The sequence below is a fragment of the Nocardioides sp. JCM 18999 genome (assembly GCF_055391175.1).
In genome coordinates this window covers 2011968-2033258 of sequence record NZ_AP043887.1, presented here as the reverse complement: position 1 = coordinate 2033258, position 21291 = coordinate 2011968, and the positions used below count along the sequence as shown (strand labels likewise).

At 69.8% G+C, this 21291-nt stretch carries 24 protein-coding genes and 1 pseudogene; 20 read left to right on the top strand and 5 right to left on the bottom strand.

Annotated elements, in window-relative coordinates; genetic code table 11:
• Window positions 1-10: 10 nt before the first annotated feature.
• The 7 genes and pseudogenes from ACZ5J1_RS09865 (at window position 11) to ACZ5J1_RS09835 (ending at window position 4641) form a co-directional block, all read left to right on the top strand.
• A complete protein-coding gene (locus tag ACZ5J1_RS09865; RefSeq protein WP_464558236.1) occupies window positions 11-976 on the top strand; it encodes an NAD(P)-dependent alcohol dehydrogenase in 966 nt (321 codons plus the stop codon).
• A 27-nt stretch (window positions 977-1003) separates the two neighbouring features.
• Window positions 1004-1432: a DUF1801 domain-containing protein gene (locus ACZ5J1_RS09860; RefSeq protein WP_464558234.1), complete on the top strand. Its 429-nt coding sequence runs from the start codon at window positions 1004-1006 to the stop codon at window positions 1430-1432.
• 64 nt (window positions 1433-1496) lie between these two features.
• Complete coding sequence (locus ACZ5J1_RS09855; RefSeq protein WP_464558232.1) at window positions 1497-2009, top strand: hypothetical protein; 513 nt, start codon at window positions 1497-1499, stop codon at window positions 2007-2009.
• Window positions 2010-2184: 175 nt separating this feature from the next.
• Window positions 2185-2664: a DUF456 domain-containing protein gene (locus tag ACZ5J1_RS09850; protein WP_464558230.1), complete on the top strand. Its 480-nt coding sequence runs from the start codon at window positions 2185-2187 to the stop codon at window positions 2662-2664.
• A 188-nt stretch (window positions 2665-2852) separates the two neighbouring features.
• A complete protein-coding gene (locus ACZ5J1_RS09845; RefSeq protein WP_464558228.1) occupies window positions 2853-3224 on the top strand; it encodes a hypothetical protein in 372 nt (123 codons plus the stop codon).
• A gap of 240 nt (window positions 3225-3464) precedes the next feature.
• Window positions 3465-3830 (top strand): annotated as a pseudogene (locus ACZ5J1_RS09840) (IS110 family transposase); the annotation flags it as partial.
• Between the two features lie 10 nt (window positions 3831-3840).
• A complete protein-coding gene (locus ACZ5J1_RS09835; protein ID WP_464558226.1) occupies window positions 3841-4641 on the top strand; it encodes a transposase in 801 nt (266 codons plus the stop codon).
• A gap of 191 nt (window positions 4642-4832) precedes the next feature.
• On the opposite strand, the gene ACZ5J1_RS09830 is transcribed toward ACZ5J1_RS09835, so the two are convergent.
• Together ACZ5J1_RS09830 and ACZ5J1_RS09825 are read right to left on the bottom strand one after the other, a co-directional pair.
• Entirely contained in the window at window positions 4833-6101 is a 1269-nt protein-coding gene (locus ACZ5J1_RS09830) for an HNH endonuclease signature motif containing protein (protein ID WP_464558224.1), read from the bottom strand.
• Window positions 6102-6380: 279 nt separating this feature from the next.
• Window positions 6381-7226, bottom strand: coding sequence for a DUF3097 domain-containing protein (locus ACZ5J1_RS09825; RefSeq protein WP_464558222.1), 846 nt, complete (start codon window positions 7224-7226; stop codon window positions 6381-6383).
• A 197-nt stretch (window positions 7227-7423) separates the two neighbouring features.
• Between ACZ5J1_RS09825 and hrcA the strand changes: the two genes are divergently transcribed.
• From hrcA to ACZ5J1_RS09810, 3 genes are read left to right on the top strand one after another with little or no spacing between them, the layout of a single operon-like run.
• Window positions 7424-8446: a heat-inducible transcriptional repressor HrcA gene (gene hrcA, locus ACZ5J1_RS09820; protein ID WP_464564762.1), complete on the top strand. Its 1023-nt coding sequence runs from the start codon at window positions 7424-7426 to the stop codon at window positions 8444-8446.
• Window positions 8447-8470: 24 nt separating this feature from the next.
• A complete protein-coding gene (dnaJ, locus tag ACZ5J1_RS09815; RefSeq protein ID WP_464558220.1) occupies window positions 8471-9640 on the top strand; it encodes a molecular chaperone DnaJ in 1170 nt (389 codons plus the stop codon).
• A gap of 19 nt (window positions 9641-9659) precedes the next feature.
• Window positions 9660-10400 carry a 16S rRNA (uracil(1498)-N(3))-methyltransferase gene (locus ACZ5J1_RS09810; RefSeq protein ID WP_464558218.1) on the top strand — a complete coding sequence of 247 codons (741 nt, stop codon included), beginning with the start codon at window positions 9660-9662 and terminating at the stop codon, window positions 10398-10400.
• 3 nt (window positions 10401-10403) lie between these two features.
• On the opposite strand, the gene ACZ5J1_RS09805 is transcribed toward ACZ5J1_RS09810, so the two are convergent.
• Both ACZ5J1_RS09805 and ACZ5J1_RS09800 read right to left on the bottom strand, forming a co-directional pair.
• Window positions 10404-11450: a winged helix DNA-binding domain-containing protein gene (locus ACZ5J1_RS09805; protein ID WP_464558216.1), complete on the bottom strand. Its 1047-nt coding sequence runs from the start codon at window positions 11448-11450 to the stop codon at window positions 10404-10406.
• A 13-nt stretch (window positions 11451-11463) separates the two neighbouring features.
• A complete protein-coding gene (locus ACZ5J1_RS09800) occupies window positions 11464-11832 on the bottom strand; it encodes an HIT domain-containing protein (protein ID WP_464558214.1) in 369 nt (122 codons plus the stop codon).
• A gap of 26 nt (window positions 11833-11858) precedes the next feature.
• Between ACZ5J1_RS09800 and ACZ5J1_RS09795 the strand changes: the two genes are divergently transcribed.
• The 9 genes from ACZ5J1_RS09795 (at window position 11859) to era (ending at window position 20087) form a co-directional block, all read left to right on the top strand.
• Window positions 11859-12398 carry a Gmad2 immunoglobulin-like domain-containing protein gene (locus tag ACZ5J1_RS09795; RefSeq protein ID WP_464558212.1) on the top strand — a complete coding sequence of 180 codons (540 nt, stop codon included), beginning with the start codon at window positions 11859-11861 and terminating at the stop codon, window positions 12396-12398.
• A 45-nt stretch (window positions 12399-12443) separates the two neighbouring features.
• Window positions 12444-13454: a PhoH family protein gene (locus tag ACZ5J1_RS09790; protein ID WP_464558210.1), complete on the top strand. Its 1011-nt coding sequence runs from the start codon at window positions 12444-12446 to the stop codon at window positions 13452-13454.
• On the top strand, window positions 13451-13930 hold the full coding sequence (ybeY, locus tag ACZ5J1_RS09785) for an rRNA maturation RNase YbeY (protein ID WP_464558208.1): 480 nt from the start codon (window positions 13451-13453) through the stop codon (window positions 13928-13930). The genes ACZ5J1_RS09790 and ybeY overlap by 4 nt, the downstream gene beginning before the upstream one ends.
• A complete protein-coding gene (locus ACZ5J1_RS09780) occupies window positions 13930-15213 on the top strand; it encodes a hemolysin family protein (protein WP_464558206.1) in 1284 nt (427 codons plus the stop codon). Before ybeY ends, ACZ5J1_RS09780 begins: the two co-directional genes overlap by 1 nt.
• Entirely contained in the window at window positions 15210-15512 is a 303-nt protein-coding gene (locus ACZ5J1_RS09775; RefSeq protein WP_464558204.1) for a cytidine deaminase, read from the top strand. The genes ACZ5J1_RS09780 and ACZ5J1_RS09775 overlap by 4 nt, the downstream gene beginning before the upstream one ends.
• A 90-nt stretch (window positions 15513-15602) precedes the next feature.
• Window positions 15603-16988, top strand: a complete 1386-nt coding sequence (locus tag ACZ5J1_RS09770; RefSeq protein WP_464558202.1) for an FAD-binding oxidoreductase — start codon at window positions 15603-15605, stop codon at window positions 16986-16988.
• 5 nt (window positions 16989-16993) lie between these two features.
• Entirely contained in the window at window positions 16994-18298 is a 1305-nt protein-coding gene (locus ACZ5J1_RS09765; RefSeq protein ID WP_464558200.1) for a class I SAM-dependent methyltransferase, read from the top strand.
• A gap of 41 nt (window positions 18299-18339) precedes the next feature.
• On the top strand, window positions 18340-19128 hold the full coding sequence (locus ACZ5J1_RS09760) for a siderophore-interacting protein (protein WP_464558198.1): 789 nt from the start codon (window positions 18340-18342) through the stop codon (window positions 19126-19128).
• On the top strand, window positions 19125-20087 hold the full coding sequence (era, locus tag ACZ5J1_RS09755; RefSeq protein ID WP_464558196.1) for a GTPase Era: 963 nt from the start codon (window positions 19125-19127) through the stop codon (window positions 20085-20087). The genes ACZ5J1_RS09760 and era overlap by 4 nt, the downstream gene beginning before the upstream one ends.
• Before the next feature lie 10 nt (window positions 20088-20097).
• Here era and ACZ5J1_RS09750 read toward each other — a convergent pair whose 3' ends face one another.
• Complete coding sequence (locus ACZ5J1_RS09750; RefSeq protein ID WP_464558194.1) at window positions 20098-20577, bottom strand: flavodoxin family protein; 480 nt, start codon at window positions 20575-20577, stop codon at window positions 20098-20100.
• Between the two features lie 46 nt (window positions 20578-20623).
• On the opposite strand from ACZ5J1_RS09750, the gene ACZ5J1_RS09745 reads away from it, so the two are divergent.
• Complete coding sequence (locus ACZ5J1_RS09745; protein WP_464558192.1) at window positions 20624-21268, top strand: hypothetical protein; 645 nt, start codon at window positions 20624-20626, stop codon at window positions 21266-21268.
• Window positions 21269-21291 lie beyond the last annotated feature (23 nt).

Genomic DNA, 21291 nt, shown 5'->3' with positions numbered 1-21291 from the left:
AGGGGTCCCGATGCAAGCCGTCATCCAGGACAGGTATGGACCTCCTGACGTCCTTCGGCTGGGGAAGCTCCCGGAGCCCGTCCCCGCCGATGACGAGGTGCTGCTGCGCGTGCGCGCGGTCTCCTTGAACGGCTCGGACCGCGAGAACCTGGCGGGAGATCCGGCGTACGCGCGGTGGACCAACGGCCTGCGGCGACCGAGGCACCCGGTGCCGGGATCCGACGTTGCAGGCGTCGTTGCCGCGGTCGGCCGTGCGGTCACGGAGTACGCCGTCGGCGACGAGCTGTTCGGCGAGCTGGCCGGATACCGCGGTGGGCTGGCCGACTATGTCTGCACGCGACCCACGCTGTTGGCCCGGAAGCCGGCCGGGCAGTCGTTCGTGGATGCTTCGACGATCCCGCAGGCGGGCGGCATCGCGCGCAGAGCGACGGCCGACGTCCGACCGGGAGACCGGGTCCTCGTCAACGGCGCGGGCGGTGCCGGCGGAGTGTTCGTCGTCGCGCTGGCCAAGCACACTGGGGCCGAGGTGACGGCGGTCGACACGGCCGACAAGGTCGACTTCCTGCGCGAGATCGGAGCCGACCACACGATTGACTTCGCCACGCAGGACTGGGCCGACGAGCGCGAGAGGTTCGACCTGATCGTGGATCTCGTGGCGACCCGCTCGCCGTTCCGTGTGCACCGCGCCCTGCGGCGGGGCGGGAGGTACGCGATGGTGGGCGGCCTGGCCAGGATCCTGCTCGGCACGGCAGTCGCCGGCCCGCTGGTCGGACGAGCCACCGGCAAGAGGGTCGGCGTACTCGTCGTCCCCCAGTCGCGAGCCGAGCTCGAGACGGTGACCGCTCTCGTGACCCAGGGGGCGGTGACGCCGCGGATCGACCGCGTGTACCCGCTCCAGGATGCTCCCGCTGCCTTCGCCCGACTCGCTGCCGGCGAAAGCCGAGGCAAGCTCGTGGTCGAAATGTCCGAGGGCTGACAATCGGCCGAGTGCGACACTGAGACGATGGGTGAGCCGAAGACGGGGCCGACGGACGCGAGCGTCGAGGACTTCCTGCATGCCGCGACCCCCGCTCGACGGCAGGAGGACGGCCTCCGTCTCGCCGAGATCTTCCACGAGGTCACGGGTGCTGAGCCGATCCTGTGGGGTCCGTCGATCGTCGGTTACGGCAGCTATCGCTACGTGTCGCCCTCGGATCCGCGCAGGCGCGGCGAGTGGCCCAAGACCGGGTTCTCCCCGCGCAAAGCGCAGTTGTCGCTCTACGGCCTCAAGGACCTGCCTGAAGGCGCCGCGTTGTTGCCGTCGTTGGGGACCTACACCGAAGGCGCAGGATGCGTCTACGTCAAGAAGCTCAGCGACATCGACGTCGACATTCTGCGCCGCTTGATCGCGATCGCCTGGTCCCGGTCCGACGACCCGATGCCGACGCCCTAGGTAGCGACACGACCGGCGCGCCCCGGTAGCCGATCCGGATGTTTGGGCACGCTACGGTCCTCCGGTGAAGTGGCATGCGTTGGTGATCTTGACGGGCGTGGTGATGGCCGCGTCGGCATGTGGAAGCGGCTCCAACGGCACCAGCGACCAGTCAATGGAGACGAGCGGAGCTGGCAGTGAAGACTGGGCCATCGCGGCCGCGGCGCCTGCGTTTGCTGCGCACTTCACCGATCCCCTCTACGAGGACGTCTCGGACGAGACCACCCCGTTCGGGTCGGACGAAGGCGCTGACATGTTGGCGATCTGGGACGAACGTCGCGACGAACTCGGCCCCGACTCCACCGTTGCCGATGTGCTCGAAGGCAATCCGCGCGAGTACTTGAGAAGCAAGTCCTTTGACGATGCCATGGCTGTCCAGGCGGCTGGGTTCACTCTGCTTCGCCTCACCGGCCACATCGACCCCGAAGGCAAGCGGGCCACGCTTGAGGCACTGGATCAGCTGATGAGCCCCGACCTGTTCGGGGAGAACCCAGCGATGGTTCGCCAAAGGGATGACCTACGGACCTGGGTCGAGTAGCACGAACTCAACTCGCCGAGGGTGCGTCCGGTTCGGGGCGAACTGGCGCGCTCAGCGGCAGAGTCGGGCTTCGCCCGCATCGCAGCCGATCCGGGCAATCAAGACGCTCTCGACACAGCCTTGAGGATGCCCCGACCCGGCCGGGCATCTTCGTCGCCGCTGAGAGACTCCCACCATGTCCGGACTCGAGATCCTGCTCGCCCTCGCGATCGCCGTCGGCCTGGTCGGCATCCTGGTGCCACTGCTGCCGGGCAGCCTGTTGGTCCTAGGCGCGATCGGAGTCTGGGCGCTGACCGAGGGCGACACCACCGGCTGGGCGGTCCTGGTCGGTACGACGCTGCTGATCGCGGCCGGCGCAGTGGTCAAGTACCTGATCCCGGGTCGACGACTGCAGCGCGACGGCGTACCGAACCGATCGCTGTTCGCGGGCGCCGTGCTCGGCGTGGTTGGGTTCTTCGTGATCCCGGTCGTCGGGCTGCTGATCGGCTTCGTAGCAGGGGTCTACCTCGCCGAGTGGTACCGGCTCTCCTTGCGTGAGGCCGGACCGGCCACCGTAGCGGCACTCAAGGCTGTCGGGCTCGGCATCCTGATCGAGCTCTCCTTCGCCGTCCTTGCCGCCGTCGTGTGGGTCGTGGCCGCCGTGTCGACGTCGTGACCGTTGCCCTGGCCCGGGTCGTCGCGGCTCTTTACGGTCTCTCCGATTTCGTCGGCGGCGTCGCAGCACGCCGGGGGTCAGCCTGGCCGGTCGGCCTGCGAGCGTAGCCGCCCTCAACGCGGCAGGAGCGGGCGGGCGCAGTCGCCGTCAACGCGCATGAGCGAACGATTCGGCCCTAGCCTTCAACTATGCCGGAATTGGACGACGAGTCATTCGATACCCGACGGCACCGGGACGCGGACCTGGGCGCGGTCCTTCAGTCATGGGTGGACGACGCCAGGGCCGTGCCTGCTGAACTTGAAGGACCGCTTGAGGCTCCCGGAATGGACCCACGTTGGGTCCTGAAGATCCGCTCTGAGCAACTCGAAGCAGACGTTCTGCTGTTCTACGGTCCGTACATCGACGTCGCTGCCTTCCGCCCATCCAGCCCGGATGCTGGCGCGTTCGTCGGAGGAACGGAGAACCTCACCGACGACGGTTTGATTGAGATGCTGCACGATCTCGAATCAGCCGCACTCGGTGGTGACCTGCCGTCGTGGCTTCGCTACGCAGGCACGTAGCCGAGCACCGCTCATCGGCTGCTAGTTCCATTGACGCTACGGCCGGGTTCTGACGAGTCTCGGTCGAGGTGTCCGGGACTGTCGCTCTCACATCGGCTGCCCACCCGTGGGTGTGGCTCTCTCATGGCCTGCGCGGTCCCGGACGCTGCTGGGTCTGAGTGGCTCAAGAAGGGATTGCTCTGCTCGTAGCAGCGGTGCCCTCACGACCCGTCCAATCGGAACGGAGTTGAGGAGCATGCGATGGCATCCACACCACGGGTCGTGATCGGAATGGACCCCCACAAACGCTCAGTCACGATTGAAGTCATGGCCGCTGATGAGCAGATCCTCGGCGGTAGCCGGTTCACCACCGACACCCCGGGATTCACCACGATGACCAACTACGCCAAACGGTGGCCCGACCGGGTCTGGGCCATCGAGGGCTGCAACGGCATCGGCCGCCACGTAGCGATGCGGCTCCTGGCCCAAGGCGAAGACGTGGTCGACGTGCCCCCGAAGCTCTCAGCCAGGGCCCGGGTCTTCGCGACCGGGCAAGGACGCAAGACCGACGCCACCGACGCCCACTCGATCGCGTTGGTCGGCACCAGAATGAGCGGCCTACGGCCCGTCGTCGCCGATGCCCAGCTTGAGGTCCTGCGGCTCCTGGCTGATCGACGCCGAGCCTTGGGGCGAGGAACACACCCGCAAGGTCTCTCAACTCCATGCCCTGCTGCCGGAACTACTGCCTGGCGGAGCGAAGAAGGCCCTCTCCGCCGCCCAAGCCAAGGCCCTCCTGACCAAGGTCCGACCCCGCGATGTGGTCGGCAAGACCCGCCGCCGGCTGGCCGCTGAGCTCGTCGCGGATCTGGAGCAGATCTACGCCCGGAAGAAGGCCGCGGACAAGGAACTCAACGCCCTAGTGGCCGCGACCGGAACCGGCCTGTTGGACCTGCACGGCATCGGCCCCTCCGGCGCGGCCCGGCTGCTGGTCGAGGTCGGCGATATCACCAGGTTCCCCGACCGCAACCACTTCGCGTCGTGGACCGGGACCGCGCCGATCGATGCTTCTTCCGGGGACCACGTCCGTCATCGGCTCTCTCGTGGTGGGAACCGTCAGATCAACCGGACCCTGCACATCATGGCCACCGTCCAACTGCGCAACCCGACCGAGGGCCGGGCCTACTACGACCGGAAGAAGGCAGCGGGCAAGAGCTCGAACGAAGCCATGCGCTGCCTCAAACGCCGCCTGTCCGACGCCGTGTACCGGGTCTTGGTCGACGACCTCAGCAAGAGCACGGCGACGGGCCCGGGAGGGCACCTAGGCAACGACTCTGTCTCCAGCGCGACCGGCTCACAGCCCAACACCGGCTCTTCGGACAAGCCACTTCCCGGACCCGTCACCACCGACCCTAAACCAGCCCTTCCAGCAGCCTGTTGACACAGAAGGGAGCCATGAGCGGGTTCTCGGTCCGGCTTCCGATGCGCCTCTCGCGGCCATAAGCGCGGCTTGTCCTGTGGTGTGGCGTGAGCGCCACCCAGGAGTGGCGCTGGTGTCATGCTGGGATGCGGATACGCCGTGCCGCACCTATTGGGTCGTATGCGCCCCGTGTGCTGTTTCATTCGTGGCCGCTAGCAACGTCTCGTGAATCGGATGGTGCCGTCCGGGAGTAGCTCGTGGTTGAGCCCTGGGTTGTGCATGCGGTCGTGGTCGCGTTTGCAGACCAGGACGAGGTACTTGAGATCAGTGGGGCCGCCTTCGGCCCAGGGTTTGAGGTGGTGGACCTCGCTCCAGGCGGCGGGGGTGTCGCAGTGCTCGCCTTGGCAGGTCGCGTGGGCGAGCATGAGGGCCTTCTTCTGGGCCTTGGTGGCGAGGCGCGCGCTGCGGCCGAGGTCGAGGACTTCGCCCTTGGTGCCGAGGACGGCGGGGATGATGCCGGCGTTGCAGGCGAGGCGACGTGCCTCGGAGGCGCTGATCGGGGTGGCGCCGTCGGGGCCGAGCACGGTCGCGGTGGCGAGGTCGGTGCGGAGGTCCTCGAGGCTCATGGTGATGATGAGCTCGGTGCTCATGCTGCCGTGATCGGGCAGCGCCTTGGGGTCGATCCGTTCCAGCAGCTCGCAGAAGGCCTGGCCGAGCTTGCGGGCGTGGGGGAGCTTGCGGGCTACCTCGTCGACGTCCCCACCGTGTTCGTCCTCGTCGCAGTGACGGCGGGGATTGGCGATGGCGTTGAGGAAGTTGGCGAGCCGGATCCCGCTGAGCTCGGGGCCCACTGCGGTGAGGGCGAATGTGCCGTCGCCCGGGAATCGGAGGGAGAGGCGGGTCTTCTCCCGCGCTGTGCGTTCCTCGTCCTGAAGCGCTCGGGCTTCGAGGGCTTCGGCGATGTCGGGGGCGACGACGTCGAGGATCCGGCGTCCGAGGATGCGGAGCTCCTTCGGGCCGTGGTCCTCGGCCAGGGCGACCAGGTGAAACTCGGCCTGGGCCACCAGTGACGGATCGAGGTCGGAGGGGAGAGCGTCGAGGGAACGGGTGATGACGTCGGCTTGGGGAACCGTCAGCGTCCCGGCACGCATCGCCTCGGCGACCGCGGCGCGCGTGTCGAGTCGTTCGGCGAGCCGTGCCGCGTTGCGGGCCTGGGCATGCCCCAGACCAAGCGCGCCGGCGATCCAGGCGGTCACGTCGTGGGTGCCGGTGCCGTCATCGACGCCGGACGGCGCGGCCGCCACCGTGACCCGGGCCTGGAGCTCGGCGACCTGGGAGTTCAGGGCGACCAGCTCGCGCAGCAGGGTGGCGTGCTCGGAAGGGGAGAGGAAGATCGGGTCGCGCTGGCCAGCCAAGGCGACGGCTTCACGAGCGCGACTGACCGCAAGAAGGCTGGGGTGCGAGGACTGGACCACGCTCACCTTGATCACCTCCGGGCAGACGACGCAGACCACAGCCGGTTGGCCGTGGTGGTCGCCGCTCCTGGAGGCCACATGGTGGCAATTACTGACCCTCGCGACTGGTGAGCGATCACCGGGACGACTGGAGCACCTCATCGTGGAGGTGGCATGTCCTGGACTACTGCTTCACCTATGAACGACTGTAGACGAGGCCACCGACAGAACCGTGAAGGTCTCGATACGCCGTCTCGCTTCGCTCGGCGGCACTCGACCAACGGGGAGGGGCAGCAAAAAGGCGGTTCAGTCCACCGTGACGAAGTCGATCAGCTCTTCGACCCGCCCGAGCAGCGCCGGCTCGAGGTCGTCGTACGAACGGACCTTGCTCAGCAGGTGCTGCCACGCCCGGGCGATGTCGGCCTGATCGCGGTGCGGCCAGCCGAGGTGCTGGCAGATGCCCTTCTTCCACTCGATCGAGCGCGGCACGGTCGGCCAGGCCTCGAGGCCGATCCGGGAGGGCTTGATCGCCTGCCACACGTCGATGAACGGGTGCCCGACGATCAGCACGTGCTGACCGACGGGGGAGCGCAGGATGCCCTGGGCGATCCGCGACTCCTTCGAGCCGGGGACGAGGTGGTCGACCAGGACGCCGACCTTCCGCTCGGGGCCGGGCTTGAAGTCACGCAGGTGGTCGGCCAGGTCGTCGACGCCGCCGAGGAACTCCACGACGACACCCTCGATCCGGAGGTCGTCGCCCCAGACCTTCTCCACCAGCTCGGCGTCGTGCCGGCCCTCCACGAAGATCCGGCTCGCACGAGCCACCCGGGCCTTGGCGTTCGGGACGGCGATCGAGCCCGACGCCGTTCGCTTCGGACCCGCCGGTGCCGCCGCGCGGACCGGGGGCGTCAGGATGACCGGCTTGCCGTCGAGCATGAACCCCGGGCCGAGCGGGAACGACCGACGTCGGTTGCGCCGGTCCTCCAGGGTGAGGGTGCCCAGGTCGCGGTCGACCGCGACGATCTCGCCGACCCAGTCGGTGCTGACCTCCTCGACGACGGCCCCGATCTCGGCCGGTGTTTCCACCGCCCGACCGTTGCGCGGCGCGCGCCAGTCGGTGTTGAGCACGTCGGAGCCGTAGCGGTCAGCCATGCCCCCATCCTCCCAGCAGTCACTCCTGTCACAGCCGTTGAACCGCCGAGGCGCCCCAGAACCCGCAACTCGGTGCCCCAGAACCCCCAACTCGACACCCGAACACTCACAACTCGGCGCGGGATGGTCGCCACGGTAGGCTTGGCACTCAGAACAGGTGAGTGCCAACCGGGGCCGAGCGGATCGTGGGGTGTGGGTTGCAGAACGAGCGCAGACTCGCGGTGCTGCGGGCCATCGTCCAGGACTACGTCGCCACCGAGACGCCGGTCGGGTCAAAGGCCCTGGTCGAGCGGTACGGCCTGGGTGTCTCCCCGGCCACGGTCCGCAACGACATGGCCGCGCTGGAGGACGAGGGCTACATCGCCCAGCCGCACACCAGCGCCGGCCGCGTCCCGACCGACAAGGGCTACCGTCTGTTCGTCGACCAGCTCGACGGCGTCAAGCCGCTCAGCCCGGCCGAGAAGCGCGCGATCACCGACTTCATGAGCGGGGCGGTCGACCTCGATGACGTCGTCGGACGCTCCGTCCGGCTGCTCTCCCAGCTCACCCACCAGGTCGCCGTCGTCCAGTACCCGACGCTGTCGCGCTCCACGGTGCGCCACATCGAGCTGATCTCGCTGTCCCCGAGCCGCGTCCTCGCGGTCCTCATCCTCTCCACCGGACGCGTCGAGCAGCGGGTGGTCGACCTCGGTGTCGAGGTCGGCGAGACCGAGCTCGCCGCGCTGCGCTCCCAGGTCAACAACGCCGCCAGCGGCGCGCTGATCGGGGACGCCGTCGCGGGACTGCGCGCCCTGCCCGACGACCTGCCGCCGGCCCAGGCCACCCACGCGCAGGTGCTCGCCGACGTCCTCGTCGACGCGATGAGCGACCACCGCTCCGACGAGCGGATCGCGATCGCCGGCGCCTCCAACCTCGCCCGGTACGGCGACAGCTTCGACTCCGCCGTACGTCCCCTGCTCGAGGCGATCGAGGAGCACGTCGTCCTGCTCACCCTGATGGGGGAGGCCAACACCAGCGGCGCCCTGACCGTGCGGATCGGCGCCGAGGGCCCGATCGAGCAGCTGTCGTCGACCTCCGTGGTCGCCACCGGTTACGGCCCGCCCGACGACGCGCTGGCCATGCTCGGTGTCGTCGGCCCGACCCGGATGGACTACCCCGGCACCATGGCGGCGGTCCGCGCCGTCGCCCGCTACGTCACCCGCATCCTCGACGAAGCTTGATCCAGAAAGAGATTGCACACACCGATGGACCCCTATGAGCTCCTCGGCGTCGACCGTGACGCCGATGACGCGACGATCAAGAAGGCCTACCGCAACCTGGCGCGGAAGTACCACCCCGACGTCAACCCGGACGAGGCGGCGCAGGAGAAGTTCAAGGAGATCTCCCACGCCTACGAGATCCTGAGCGACCCGCAGAAGCGGGCGGCGTTCGACCGCGGTGGCGACATGGGTGGCTTCGGGGGCTTCGGTGCCGCCGGCCAGGGGTTCTCCTTCACCGACATCATGGACGCCTTCTTCGGCGGCCAGGGCGGCGGCAGCGGTCAGGGCCGGGGCCCGCGCCCGCGCACCCGCCGCGGCCAGGACGCTCTGATCGGGCTCGAGATCTCGCTGGCCGAGGCCGCCTTCGGCGCCAGCCGCGAGATGACCCTCGACACCGCCGTCGTCTGCGACAACTGCGAGGGCTCCGGTGCCGCCCCCGGCACCAGCCCGACCACGTGCGAGAGCTGCCGTGGCGCGGGCGAGGTCGCCCACGTCCAGCGCAGCTTCCTCGGCGAGATCCGCACCCTGCGCCCGTGTGCAGCGTGCCGCGGGTTCGGCACGATCATCCCCGATCCCTGCCGCGACTGCAGCGGTGAGGGCCGCGTCCGCACCCGCCGCACGATCACGATCAAGGTCCCCGCCGGCGTCGACAACGGCACCCGGCTCCAGCTCACCGGGCAGGGCGAGGTCGGCCCCGGCGGCGGGCCCGCCGGCGACCTGTACGTCGAGCTCCGGGTCGAGCGGCACGCCGTCTTCGCCCGCGAGGGCTCGGTGCTGCGCTGCCACGTCACCGTCCCGATGACGGCCGCGGCCCTGGGCACGGTGCTGACGCTGCCCACCCTCGAGGCCGACCTGGTCACCGACGAGTTCACCCCCGAGACCCCGACGTCGTTCGACCTCGAGGTCCGTCCCGGCACCCAGCCCGGCACGGAGCAGCTGCTCAAGGGTCTCGGCGTTCCCGGGCTGCACGGCCGTGGCCGTGGCGACCTGATCGTCACCGTCCAGGTCGAGACGCCCACGCACCTCGACGCGGAGCAGACCGCGCTGCTCGAGCAGCTGTCCAAGGCCCGTGGTGAGGAGCACCCGACCGGGACGCTCAAGGCCGCCAAGCACGGCTTCTTCGGCCGCCTGCGCGACGCCTTCGGCGAGCACTGAGCGAACCCGGAGCCTGACCGTGTCCCTCGTCGTCCACCTGGTCGAGTCGCTGACGGGCACCACCGTCGGCGACGTCGTGACGGTGGACGGCGACGAGGGGCACCACGCCGTCGTCGTACGGCGCCTGGGGACCGGCGAACGGGTCGTGCTGACCGACGGGGTCGGTGCCCGCGTGACCGGCACCATCTCGGCCGTGCACAAGCGCGCCATGGAAGTGACGGTCGAGGAGGTCGCCGCCGAACCGGCGCCCAGCCCGGCCTTCACCGTCGTCCAGGCCCTGCCCAAGGGCGACCGCGGGGAGCTCGCGGTCGAGATGCTCACCGAGATCGGGGTCGCCCGGATCGTGCCGTGGGCGTCGTCGCGCACGATCGTGTCCTGGAAGGGCGAGCGCGGGATCAAGCCGCTCGCCCGGTGGCGCTCCACGGCGCGGGAGGCGGGCAAGCAGGCCCGTCGCTCCTGGCTGCTCGAGGTCACCGCGCTGGCCTCGACCGCCGACGTCCTGACCCGGGTCGCAGCAGCCGACCTGGCGGTGATCCTGCACGAGGAGGCCACCGGCTCGATCCGCGACCTCACCGTCCCGGTGACGGGAGAGATCGTCGTGGTCGTCGGACCCGAAGGCGGGCTCACGAGCGAGGAGGTCGCCGACCTCACCGCCGCCGGCGCACAGGCGGTGCGGCTCGGCACGGAGGTGCTGCGCACCTCGACCGCCGGCGTCGCGGCCCTGGCCGCGCTGCTCGCTCAGACCGAGCGCTGGGGCTGAACCTCAGCGAGCCAGCATCGCCTCGACGCGGGCGATCTCCGCGTCCAGCTCGCTCTGCTCCGCCTTGGTCAGCCGACGCGACATCGAGAGCACCTGGACCCGACCGTCCTCGACCCGCCACAGGCCCTCGAGCCAGCCGTTGAGCAGCAGCACGTTGGCGACGCCGCCGTTGGCGCCCATCCAGAACTGACGCTTGTCGAGCTTCGTCACCCGGTCGCGGCCGGCGTGCGAGAGCCAGAGGTTGTCGTAGGTGCCGAGCAGTCGGATCGGCGCCGGAGCATCCTCCTCGGCCAGCGTCGCGTCGGGGAGGTCGAAGAGCGTGCGCCCCTCCTCGTCGGTGTGGCGGACCAGGTCGTCCATCCCGGCCAGGACCGGGCCGAGCTTGGTCACGCCCGACCAGGTGGTGACGTCGGCGGCCGAGGACGGCCCGAACGCCGCGAGATAGCGGCGCACCACGCCCGGTACGTCAAGAGTGCCCATTGGCAGCCCGGTCCAGCGGTCGACGTAGTCGTAGACCACGCCGCCCGAGGCCTTCCAGCCCCCGCGCGGGGGGAGCTGGGCCAGCGGTGCGGCCAGCCGTGCGACGCCGCCGAGCGCGGTCGCCTGGGCGTCGGGGAACGCCGAGGTGAGGGCCGCGCCGAGCTCGGGCTGGGGGAGCGGCCCCTTCGCCAGGGCCTGGCGCAGGGCGGTGTCGAAGCGGTCCCGATCGATCTTCCGCACCGAGCGCAGGTTCTGCGCGCTGCGCAGCTCGGCCTCCATCACCGGCTGCACCCACGGTCGCAAGGACACCGCGTCGGCCGGCGTCAGCAGGTGGATGGTGCCGCGCATCGTCAGCAGCCGGACCAGCCGGCGCTCGGCGAGGTCGGCGCTGATCGCGTGCGGATCGAACTCCTCGAGACGCGCCGCGAGGCCGAAGTACGGCGACCACGACTCCTGCGCCTGGAGCCCGATCAGCTCCTCGACGACGTCGATGGCCGACCCGGTCGTGCGAGCGAGCAGGTGCTGACGTTGCAGCAGGGTCCGGTTGAGCCGGCGGGGAGACAGTCGCATGGCAGGGACGACGTCAGACCGGAAGCTCGGTCAGCAGCCCGCCGGCCAGCAGGTGAAGGTGGGTGTGGAAGATCGTCTGCCCGGCCGCGGCGCCGGTGTTGAACAGCAGGTTGTAGGCCTCGTGGCCGTTCTCGGCCGCGATCGCGTCGGCGGCCGCGACCAGCCGCCCGATCAGGGCCGGATCACCGGCGGCGGTGGCCGCGGCGTTGGGGCGGTGGTCGCGCGGCACGACCAGCACGTGCAGCGGTGCCTTGGGGGCGATGTCACGGAACGCGATCAGCTCGTCGTTCTCGAACACCAGCTCTGAGGGGATCTCGCCGGCGACGATCTTGCAGAACAGGCAGGTCTCGTCGGTCTGGAACGACGCGTTGTCGGTGGCCACGCCCGTGATGGTGTCACACTGGTCCCATGCGCAACAGCTTGCTCCGGCCCGCCCACCGACTCCGCGCGGCCGCCGCCCTCAGCATCGCCGCCCTGGTCCTCGGCACCTCGGCCTGTGGCGGCGACGACGCGAACGTGGCCGCCGACGTGACCACGGCTCCGGCGAGCGAGACGCCCACGCCGACGCCGACCCCGACCCCGACGCCCACCGAGACCCCGTCGCCGGCCGCGACCAGCAGCAGCGCCGCGGCGGTCGACGCCCTGATCACCCTGTCCGCGCCCACCGACGGCGCCACGGTCACCGGCGTGATCAAGGTCAGCGGCACCGCGAACTCTCCCGAGGCCAACGTGCCGTGGACGCTGACCGACGCCAGCGGCGTCGTGAAGGCCGAGGGTGCGTTCACCGCCGAGGGCTGGATGGACAAGCTCTACCCGTACAACGGCGAGATCGACCTGAAGGGCATCGCGGCCGGCGACTACACGCTGACCGTGGCGGTCGCCGACGAGTCCGACGGCGAGGGCTCGATGGAGCCCCAGCAGGTCGCGGTCGTCGTTCGCGTGAAGTAACTGACCTGCGTCGCGGTGTGGTCGCCGCGTAGCATGAGAGGTCAGATGACCCAGTCCAACACCCCGTCCCCGACCGCCAAGCACACCGTCGTCGTCCCGAACAGTGTCGACATGGTGAGCGTGCTCGGCCCGGCCGATGAGTTCCTCGGTGTGATCGAGGCGAACTTCGACGCCGACGTCCACGTCCGTGGCAATCGCATCACCCTGCACGGCGAGCCCTCCGACCTCGCCATGATCGAGCGGCTGCTGGAGGAGATGGTGACCCTCATCCGCACCGGCCAGGGCCTCACCGCCGACGCAGTGACCCGGATCATCGGCATGCTCCGCGCCGACACGGAGGAGAAGCCGGCCGACGTCCTCAGCCTCAACATCCTGAGCAACCGCGGCCGCAGCATCCGCCCCAAGACGCTCAACCAGAAGCGGTACGTCGACGCGATCGACACCCACACGATCACCTTCGGCATCGGGCCGGCCGGGACGGGCAAGACCTACCTGGCGATGGCCAAGGCCGTGCAGGCGCTGCAGGCCAAGGAGATCAACCGGATCGTCCTCACCCGTCCGGCGGTCGAGTCCGGCGAGCGGCTGGGCTACCTGCCCGGCACGCTGACGGAGAAGATCGACCCCTACATGCGCCCGCTCTACGACGCGCTGCACGACATGCTCGACCCCGACCTGATCCCGAAGCTGATGGCGGCCGGCACCATCGAGATCGCCCCGCTGGCTTTCATGCGCGGGCGCACGCTCAACGACGCGTTCATCGTGCTCGACGAGGCGCAGAACACCACGCCCGAGCAGATGAAGATGTTCCTCACCCGGCTCGGCTTCGGCTCCAAGATCGTCGTCACCGGTGACATCTCGCAGAACGACCTGCCGCGCGGTCAGGCCTCCGGCCTGCGGGTGGTCGAGGGCATCCTCGACGACGTCAAGGACATCAGCTTCAACCGGCTCACCAGCCACGACGTCGTCCGGCACCACCTGGTCGGCAAGATCGTGGCCGCCTACGACGAGTACGACGCCGAGCTGGAAGCTCGCCGATCACCGAAGGATTCCCAGTGACGATCGAGATCCTCAACGAGTCCGACGCCTTCGTCGGCGTCATCGACGAGGACCACCTGGCCCAGCTGGCCCGGTTCGTGATGGACTCGATGCGCGTCCACCCCGAGGCCGAGCTCTGCATCAAGCTGGTCGACGAGCCCACCATCGCCACGCTGAACGAGCAGTGGATGGGCAAGGAGGGGCCGACCGACGTCCTGGCGTTCCCGATGGACGAGCTGCGCCCCGGCCTGCTCGACGAGGAGCCGGAGGAGGGCGTGCTGGGCGACCTGATCATCGCCCCGAGCGTCGCCGACCGGCAGGGCGAGGCCGCCGGGCACGGCCTGGTCGGCGAGATCGAGCTGCTCACCACCCACGGCATCCTCCACCTGCTGGGCTACGACCACGCGGAGCCTGAGGAGAAGGCCGAGATGTTCACCCTCCAGGCCCGTTTGCTGGCCGGATTCGGTTCGGCGGCCACCCCGCCGCCGCCCGCCTGATGCCTGATCTGTGGGCCGCGGTCGTCGCGGCCCTGCTCGTCGTCCTGGCCGGAGCCTTCTCCGCCGCTGATGCCGCCCTGAGCGGCTTCTCTCCCGCCCGTGCCGAGGAGCTCCTCGAGGAGGGGCGTCCCGGCGCCCGCCGACTCCGGACGATCGCCGTCGACCCGGCGCCGGTGCTCAACTCCACGCTCCTGCTCCGGCTGGTGTGCGAGGTCGGCGCCACGATCCTGGTCACCCTCACCCTGGCCGACCTCTACGACGGCGCCTGGTGGCCGACCGTGCTGTCGGCGGCCGCGGTGATGCTGGTGGTCTCCTTCGTCGCGATCGGGGTCGGGCCGCGCACCATCGGCCGCCAGCACCACGAGCGGGTCGCCCTGATCGCCGCCGGTCCGCTCGCCGCGATCACCGCGGTGCTCGGACCGATCCCGCGGATGCTGATCGCGCTCGGCAACGCGCTCACCCCGGGCAAGGGCTTCCGCGACGGCCCGTTCACCACCGAGACCGAGCTGCGTGAGTTCGTCGACCTCGCCGAGGCGTCGGCCCTGATCGAGGGCGACGAACGCCGGATGATCCACTCGGTCTTCGAGCTCGGCGACACCACCGCCCGCGCCGTGATGGTGCCGCGCGGCGAGGTGATCTTCATCGAGCGGCACAAGAACCTGCGCCAGACACTGTCGCTGTTCCTGCGCAGCGGCTTCTCCCGGATCCCCGTCGTCGACGACAACCTCGACAACGTGGTCGGGATCGCCTACCTCAAGGACGTCGTCCAGCGGGACTTCGAAGCCCCCGAGGCCGAGACCGTCCAGCGGATCGAGACCGTGATGCGCGCCCCGCTGTGGGTGCCGGAGTCCAAGCCGGTCGACGACCTGCTGCGCGAGATGCAGGCACTGCGCCAGCACATCGCGATCGTCGTCGACGAGTACGGCGGCACCGCCGGCCTGATCACGATCGAGGACGTCCTCGAGGAGATCGTCGGTGAGATCACCGACGAGTACGACACCAGCGACGATTCACCGGTCACCCTGCCCGACGGTGGGGTCCGGGTCCCGGCGCGGTTCCAGCTCGCCGACCTCCCCGACGTGGTCGGGGTCGACATCGACGACGACGACGTCGACTCGGTCCGCGGCCTGATGGCCAAGCACCTCGGCCTCGTCCCGATCCCCGGCTCGGTGGTCGAGGTCGAAGGGCTGCGGCTCACCGCCGAGGAGACCGCCGGCCGACGCAACCAGATCGTCACGGTGCTGATCGAGCACCTCGACACTCCCGAGGAGGAGACCCCATGAGCGACCTGACCGCTGAGGACCGCAAGCTGGTCACCCTGGCCCGCGCCACCCGCGCCCGGACCCGGGCGGCCGAGGGTGCCGCGGTGCGCGACCTCGACGGCCGCACCTACGCCGCGGCCACGGTCGACCTGCCGAGCCTGGCCGTCTCCGCGATCGGGGTGTGCATCTCGATGGCGATCGCCTCGGGCTCGCGGGGGATCGACACGGTCGTGCTGCTCACCGACGCCGCCGACGCCGACGCGACGGACCGCCAGGCGCTCGAGGACTTCGGCGGCGCCACGGTGCTGGTCAACCCCTAAGCAGAGCGCTCCTGTGTCCGGGATCACTCGGCGACACACCGGCACAAAAACCGAAACGCCAGAGTAAAGCCGCAGTAGTAGGTTGAACGCGTGAGCTCCTGGGAGGAACACGCGCACGCCGTCGAGCGGCTGACCGAGTCCTACGCGGCGATCCCTGCCGGATCGCCGGTGCGTCTGGCGAAGCGGACCACCAACCTGTTCCGCGTCCGCGCCGAGAGCACCGCGCCCGGCCTCGACGTCAGCGGCCTGACCGGCGTGATCGAGGTCGACGCGCAACGCCGCACGGCGGACGTGCAGGGCATGTGCACCTACGAGGACCTGGTCGCGGCCACCCTCGCGCACGGCTTCATCCCGTACGTCGTCCCGCAGCTGCGCACGATCACGCTCGGTGGTGCGGTCACCGGACTGGGGATCGAGTCGACCAGCTTCCGCAACGGTCTGCCGCACGAGTCGGTGCTCGAGATGGACATCTTCACCGGCGCCGGTGACGTCGTCACCACCACGCCCGGCGAGGACCTGTTCGAGAGCTTCCCGAACTCCTACGGCTCGCTGGGCTACGCCACCCGGTTGAAGATCAAGCTCGAGCGGGTGCCCGCCTACGTCGAGCTGCGCCACCTCCGGTTCGACGACGCCGACCTGCTCGCCAAGACGATCTCCGCGATCACCGAGTCCGGTGAGCACGACGACGGCAGCGGTGCGCAGCGGGTCGACGGGCTCGACGGCGTCGCCTTCGCCCCGGGGGAGTACTACCTCACCCTGGCCCGGTTCGTGGATGCGGCCGAGACCGGTCTCAGTCGACCCGCCGAGGTGGTCTCGGACTACACCGGGCAGCAGGTCTACTTCCGCTCCATCCAGGAGCGCGAGACCGACCTGCTCACGATGCACGACTACATCTGGCGCTGGGACACCGACTGGTTCTGGTGCTCGGGTGCCTTCGGCGCGCAGAACCCGCGGATCCGCCGGTTCTGGCCGCGCCGGTACCGCCGCAGCGACGTCTACATGAAGCTGCTCGGCCTCGACCGTCGGTTCGGGATCGCCGACAAGCTCGACGACCGCGCCGGTCGACCGCGCCGGGAGCGGGTCGTCCAGGACATCGAGGTGCCGATCGGCGCCCTGCCGGAGTTCCTCGACTGGTTCGACGCCGAGATCGGGATGCGGCCCGTGTGGCTCTGCCCCCTCGTCGCCAAGCAGCGCTGGCGCTCCTACCCGCTCACCCCGGGCGAGGTCTACGTCAACGTCGGCTTCTGGGGCACCGTCCACGTCGGGGCGGACGCGGCGAACGCTCCGAAGAACCGGGCGATCGAGGAGAAGGTGAACGCCCTGGGCGGCCACAAGTCCCTCTACTCCGAGGCGTTCTACGACGAGGAGACCTTCGACCGGCTCTACAACGTGACCAACCTCGAGGCGGTCAAGGCCGTGCACGATCCCGACAACCGATTGACGAGTCTCTACGACAAGACTGTGAGAAGGCGGTAGACACGATGGGTTCCAACATTGCCGGCACGATCAACGGTTTCTTCGCCGGGGGACTGCCGATCAGGGTCGCGGCCTACGACGGCTCGTCCGCAGGCAATCAGGCGTCGCCGTACGGGCTGCGGATCCTCAACCAGCGCGGCCTCGCGTACATCCTCACCGCCCCGGGCGACCTCGGCCTGGCCCGGGCCTACGTCAGCGGCGACCTGGAGCTGGAGGGCACCCACCCGGGCGACCCCTATCCGCTGCTCAAGCTGATCGTCGGTTCCACCGACTTCGCCCGCCCCGGGGTGAGCGAGATCGCCCGGATCGTGCGCGAGCTCGGGATCACCAACTTCGTCCCGCCCAAGCCGCCGCCGCACGAGCACCTCCCCGGCTGGCGGCACAAGCTCGAGGAGCTGCGCACGGCCTCGGCCGGAGCGCTGCGCTGGGGACGGCACAGCCAGGCCCGCGACGCCGACGCGATCCACCACCACTACGACGTCTCGAACACGTTCTACGAGTACGTGCTCGGGCCGTCGATGGCCTACACCTGCGCGGTCTACCCCACGCCGGAGGCGAGCCTGGAGGAGGCGCAGGAGAACAAGTTCGACCTGATCTGCCGCAAGCTCGACCTCAAGCCCGGCCAGCGCCTGCTCGACGTCGGCTGCGGGTGGGGCGGCATGGTCCGGCACGCCGCGAAGCACTACGGCGTCACGGCGCTCGGTGTCACGCTCTCGCGCGAGCAGGCCCACTGGGCCCAGCAGGCGATCAAGGAGGAGGGCCTCGACGACGTCGCCGAGGTGCGATTCTCCGACTACCGCGACGTGGTCGAGGGTGACTTCGACGCGATCAGCTCGATCGGGATCACCGAGCACATCGGGGTCAGCAACTACCCGTCGTACTTCTCCTTCCTGCACAGCAAGCTCAAGGACGACGGCCGGCTGCTCAACCACTGCATCACCCGGAACGACAACCAGGGCTCGGACACCGCCGGCGCGTTCATCGACCGCTACGTGTTCCCCGACGGCGAGCTCGCCGGCTCGGGCACCATCGTGGTGGCGGCCGAGAACGCCGGGTTCGAGGTCCAGCACCACGAGAACTTCCGCCGGCACTACGCACTGACGCTGGCAGGCTGGAACAAGAACCTGGTCGACAACTGGGACGCCTGCGTGGCGGAGACGGACCTGGGGACCGCGAAGGTGTGGGGTCTCTACATGGCCGGCTCCCGGGTCGGGTTCGAGAACAACGAGATCCAGCTGCACCACGTGCTCGCCACCAAGACGGTCGACGGCGCGACCAGCTACCCGATGCGGCACGACTTCGGGGTCTGACCTTTGGCGCTCGGCGCGGCGCACCTGCGAGACTGGGGACAATGAGTGTCAGGGCCCAGCATCATCGTGCGACCGTGGTGCGTCGCGAGCAGCTCTCCGACCACCTGGTGCGGCTCGTGCTGCGCCTCGACGACCCGGACGCGTTCGTCTCCACCGGCGCCCCCGACGAGTGGGTCGGACTGATCGTCCCCGGACAGTTCCAGTCCCGGTACTACACCGTCCGCGCGCTCGAGGGTGAGCACCTCACCCTCGACGTCGTGGTGCACGAGGTCGGCCTGGTCACCGAGTGGGCCCAGCGTGACGTCACCGGCGAGATCGTCACGATCACCGACCCGAAGGGATCCTTCGAGCTGCCCGACGGCGCCGCCTGGCTGCTGCTCGTCGGCGACCTGACGGCGCTGCCCGCGATCGCCCGGATCCGGGACACCTACCCCGAGCTGCCGGTACGGGTCTGGGTCGAGGTCCCCGACGAGCTCGGCAGCTACCTGGACTCCTACCCCGACGGCGACGTCACCTGGGTGACCGGGCACGGCGACCACCTCGCCGCCCTCGTCGAGACCATCGAGTGGCCCGACGGGGAGGGCTACTTCTGGATGGCGGGGGAGTCCGCCCAGATGCGCGCCATCCGCAAGCACCTGATGCGCGAGCGCAAGCTGCCCACGCACGCCTACGACGTGATGGGGTACTGGCGAGCCACCGCGGCCCGCCAGCCCCGCGCGATCGACCCGGGTCCGATCTACCGAGACGGCAAGGCGCGCGGACTCAGCGACGCCGAGATCTGGGAGTCCTACGACGCCGCCCAGCAACAGATGGAGCAGACCCAGCAATGACCGAGTCCACCGAGCAGCCCACCGAGCAGCCGACGCCGCTGCCGCCGTTCCGTTCCGGCTTCGTCTCCTTCGTCGGGCGTCCCAACGCCGGCAAGTCGACGCTGACCAACGCCCTGGTCGGCAGCAAGGTCGTGATCACCTCCGACAAGCCGCAGACCACCCGCACCGTGGTCCGGGGCATCGTGCACCGCCCCGACGGCCAGCTGATCCTGGTCGACACCCCCGGCATCCACCGCCCCCGCACCCTGCTGGGCGAGCGGCTCAACGACCTGGTCGAGGCCACCTGGACCGAGGTCGACGTGGTCGCGATCTGCTTCCCCGCCAACGAGAAGATCGGCCCCGGTGACCGCCGGATCGCCGAGAACGTCGGCAAGCTCAAGAAGCGGATCAAGCGGGTCGCGATCGCGACCAAGACCGACCTGGCCAGCCCGGAGCGGATCGCCGAGCACCTGATGGACATCACGGCCGTCGGTGCCGAGCTCGGCATCGAGTGGGCCGAGGTCATCCCGGTCTCCAGCGTCGGCGGCGACCAGATCGGGCTGCTGGGCGACCTGCTGCTCGACCTGCTGCCCGAGGGCCCGCCGCTCTACCCCGAGGGCGACCTGACCGACGCACCCGACGAGATCCTCGTCGCCGAGCTGATCCGCGAGGCGGCCCTGGAGGGCGTCCGCGACGAGCTGCCGCACTCGATCGCCGTCGTGGTCGAGGAGATGGGTCTGCGCGAGGGGCGCGACGAGGACAAGCCGCTGATGGACATCCACGCCAACCTCTACCTCGAGCGGGACTCGCAGAAGGGGATCATCATCGGGCACAAGGGCAGCCGGCTGAAGGAGGTCGGCCGCAAGGCCCGCCTGCAGATCGCCGACCTGCTCGGTGTCCCGATCTACCTCGACCTGCACGTCAAGATCGCCAAGGACTGGCAGCGCGACCCGCGCCAGCTCCGCAAGCTCGGCTTCTGAGGGTTCGCCCTCAGAGGAGGGTGGCGGCGAGCGTCGCCCCCAGCTCGTACGCCGCCTCGAGCACGTGCTCGCTCACGTCACCGACCACCTCGAGCACCGGCGCCGCCTGACGCCAGCCCAGTGCCGAGGTGAGCGACGTGACCGAGCGGACCGCTCCGGTGACGTCGTACCGGCCGTGGACCCACAACCCGAAGGGTCGGCCCGCGGTCGAGACCCCCGCGTCGCGGTCCAGCGACTCCAGCGAGCCGCCGATCGCCAGGAACGTCCGGTCGAAGAGGTGCTTGAGCGCGCCGCTCATGTAGCCGAAGTGCGCCGCGGTGCCCAGCACGTAGCCGTCGGCGGCGAGCAGGTCGTCGGCGGTGGCGGTCAACGGATCCACCACCAGCACCTCGACCCCGGCGATCGCGTCGTCGTTCGCACCGGCTCGGACCGCCTCGGCGATCGCCCGGAGCGACTCCGACGGAGCGTGGTGGACCAGCAGCAACCGCATGGCCACCAATGCAATCACAAGCCCGCGCCCGCATTAGCCTCCTGCCATGCGCATCGGGACCTGGAACCTCGCCGGGGCATGGTCGTCCGACCACGCCCAGGTGATGGCGAGCGCCGAGTGCGACGTCTGGCTGCTCACCGACGTCCGGCCCCGGGTGATCCTGGCCGGCTACGAGCAGCACCTCACCGCGGAGGCCTCGCCGGACGGCGTGCACTGGTCGGGGATCCTCGCGCGACGCAGCCTCGAGCTGCTGCCCGACCCTGACCCGGCCAGCGCCGCGGTCCGGATCGACGGCCAGATCTTCTGCGCCTCCCAGCTGCCGTGGCCGCTGATGCGGGCGACCCCGCACTGGCCGGGTGATGACCTCGCCGACCAGGTCGAGGGCCTGCTCGCCGTGCTGGAGAGCGCCTTCGGCGAGGCGGCGCCGGTCTGGGGTGGCTGCTGGCACCAGCCGCTGAGCGGCAACATCATCGGTTTCAGCCCGCGGGTGCAGGACGCGATCCTGGCCACGCTCGACCGGCTCGGCGTGGTGGCCCCGACCGCCGAGATGGCTGACGGCATGCAGAGCAACATCGACCACATCGCGATCCCGAAGAGCTGGGAGCTGCTCGAGTCCGGCCAGATCGCGTCCCCCGACCCTGCCGCCGAGGGCAGCATCGCCTGGGTCGATGCGCTCCGGCCGCGTTCCTGATCGGAGCGTCCATGATCCGCACC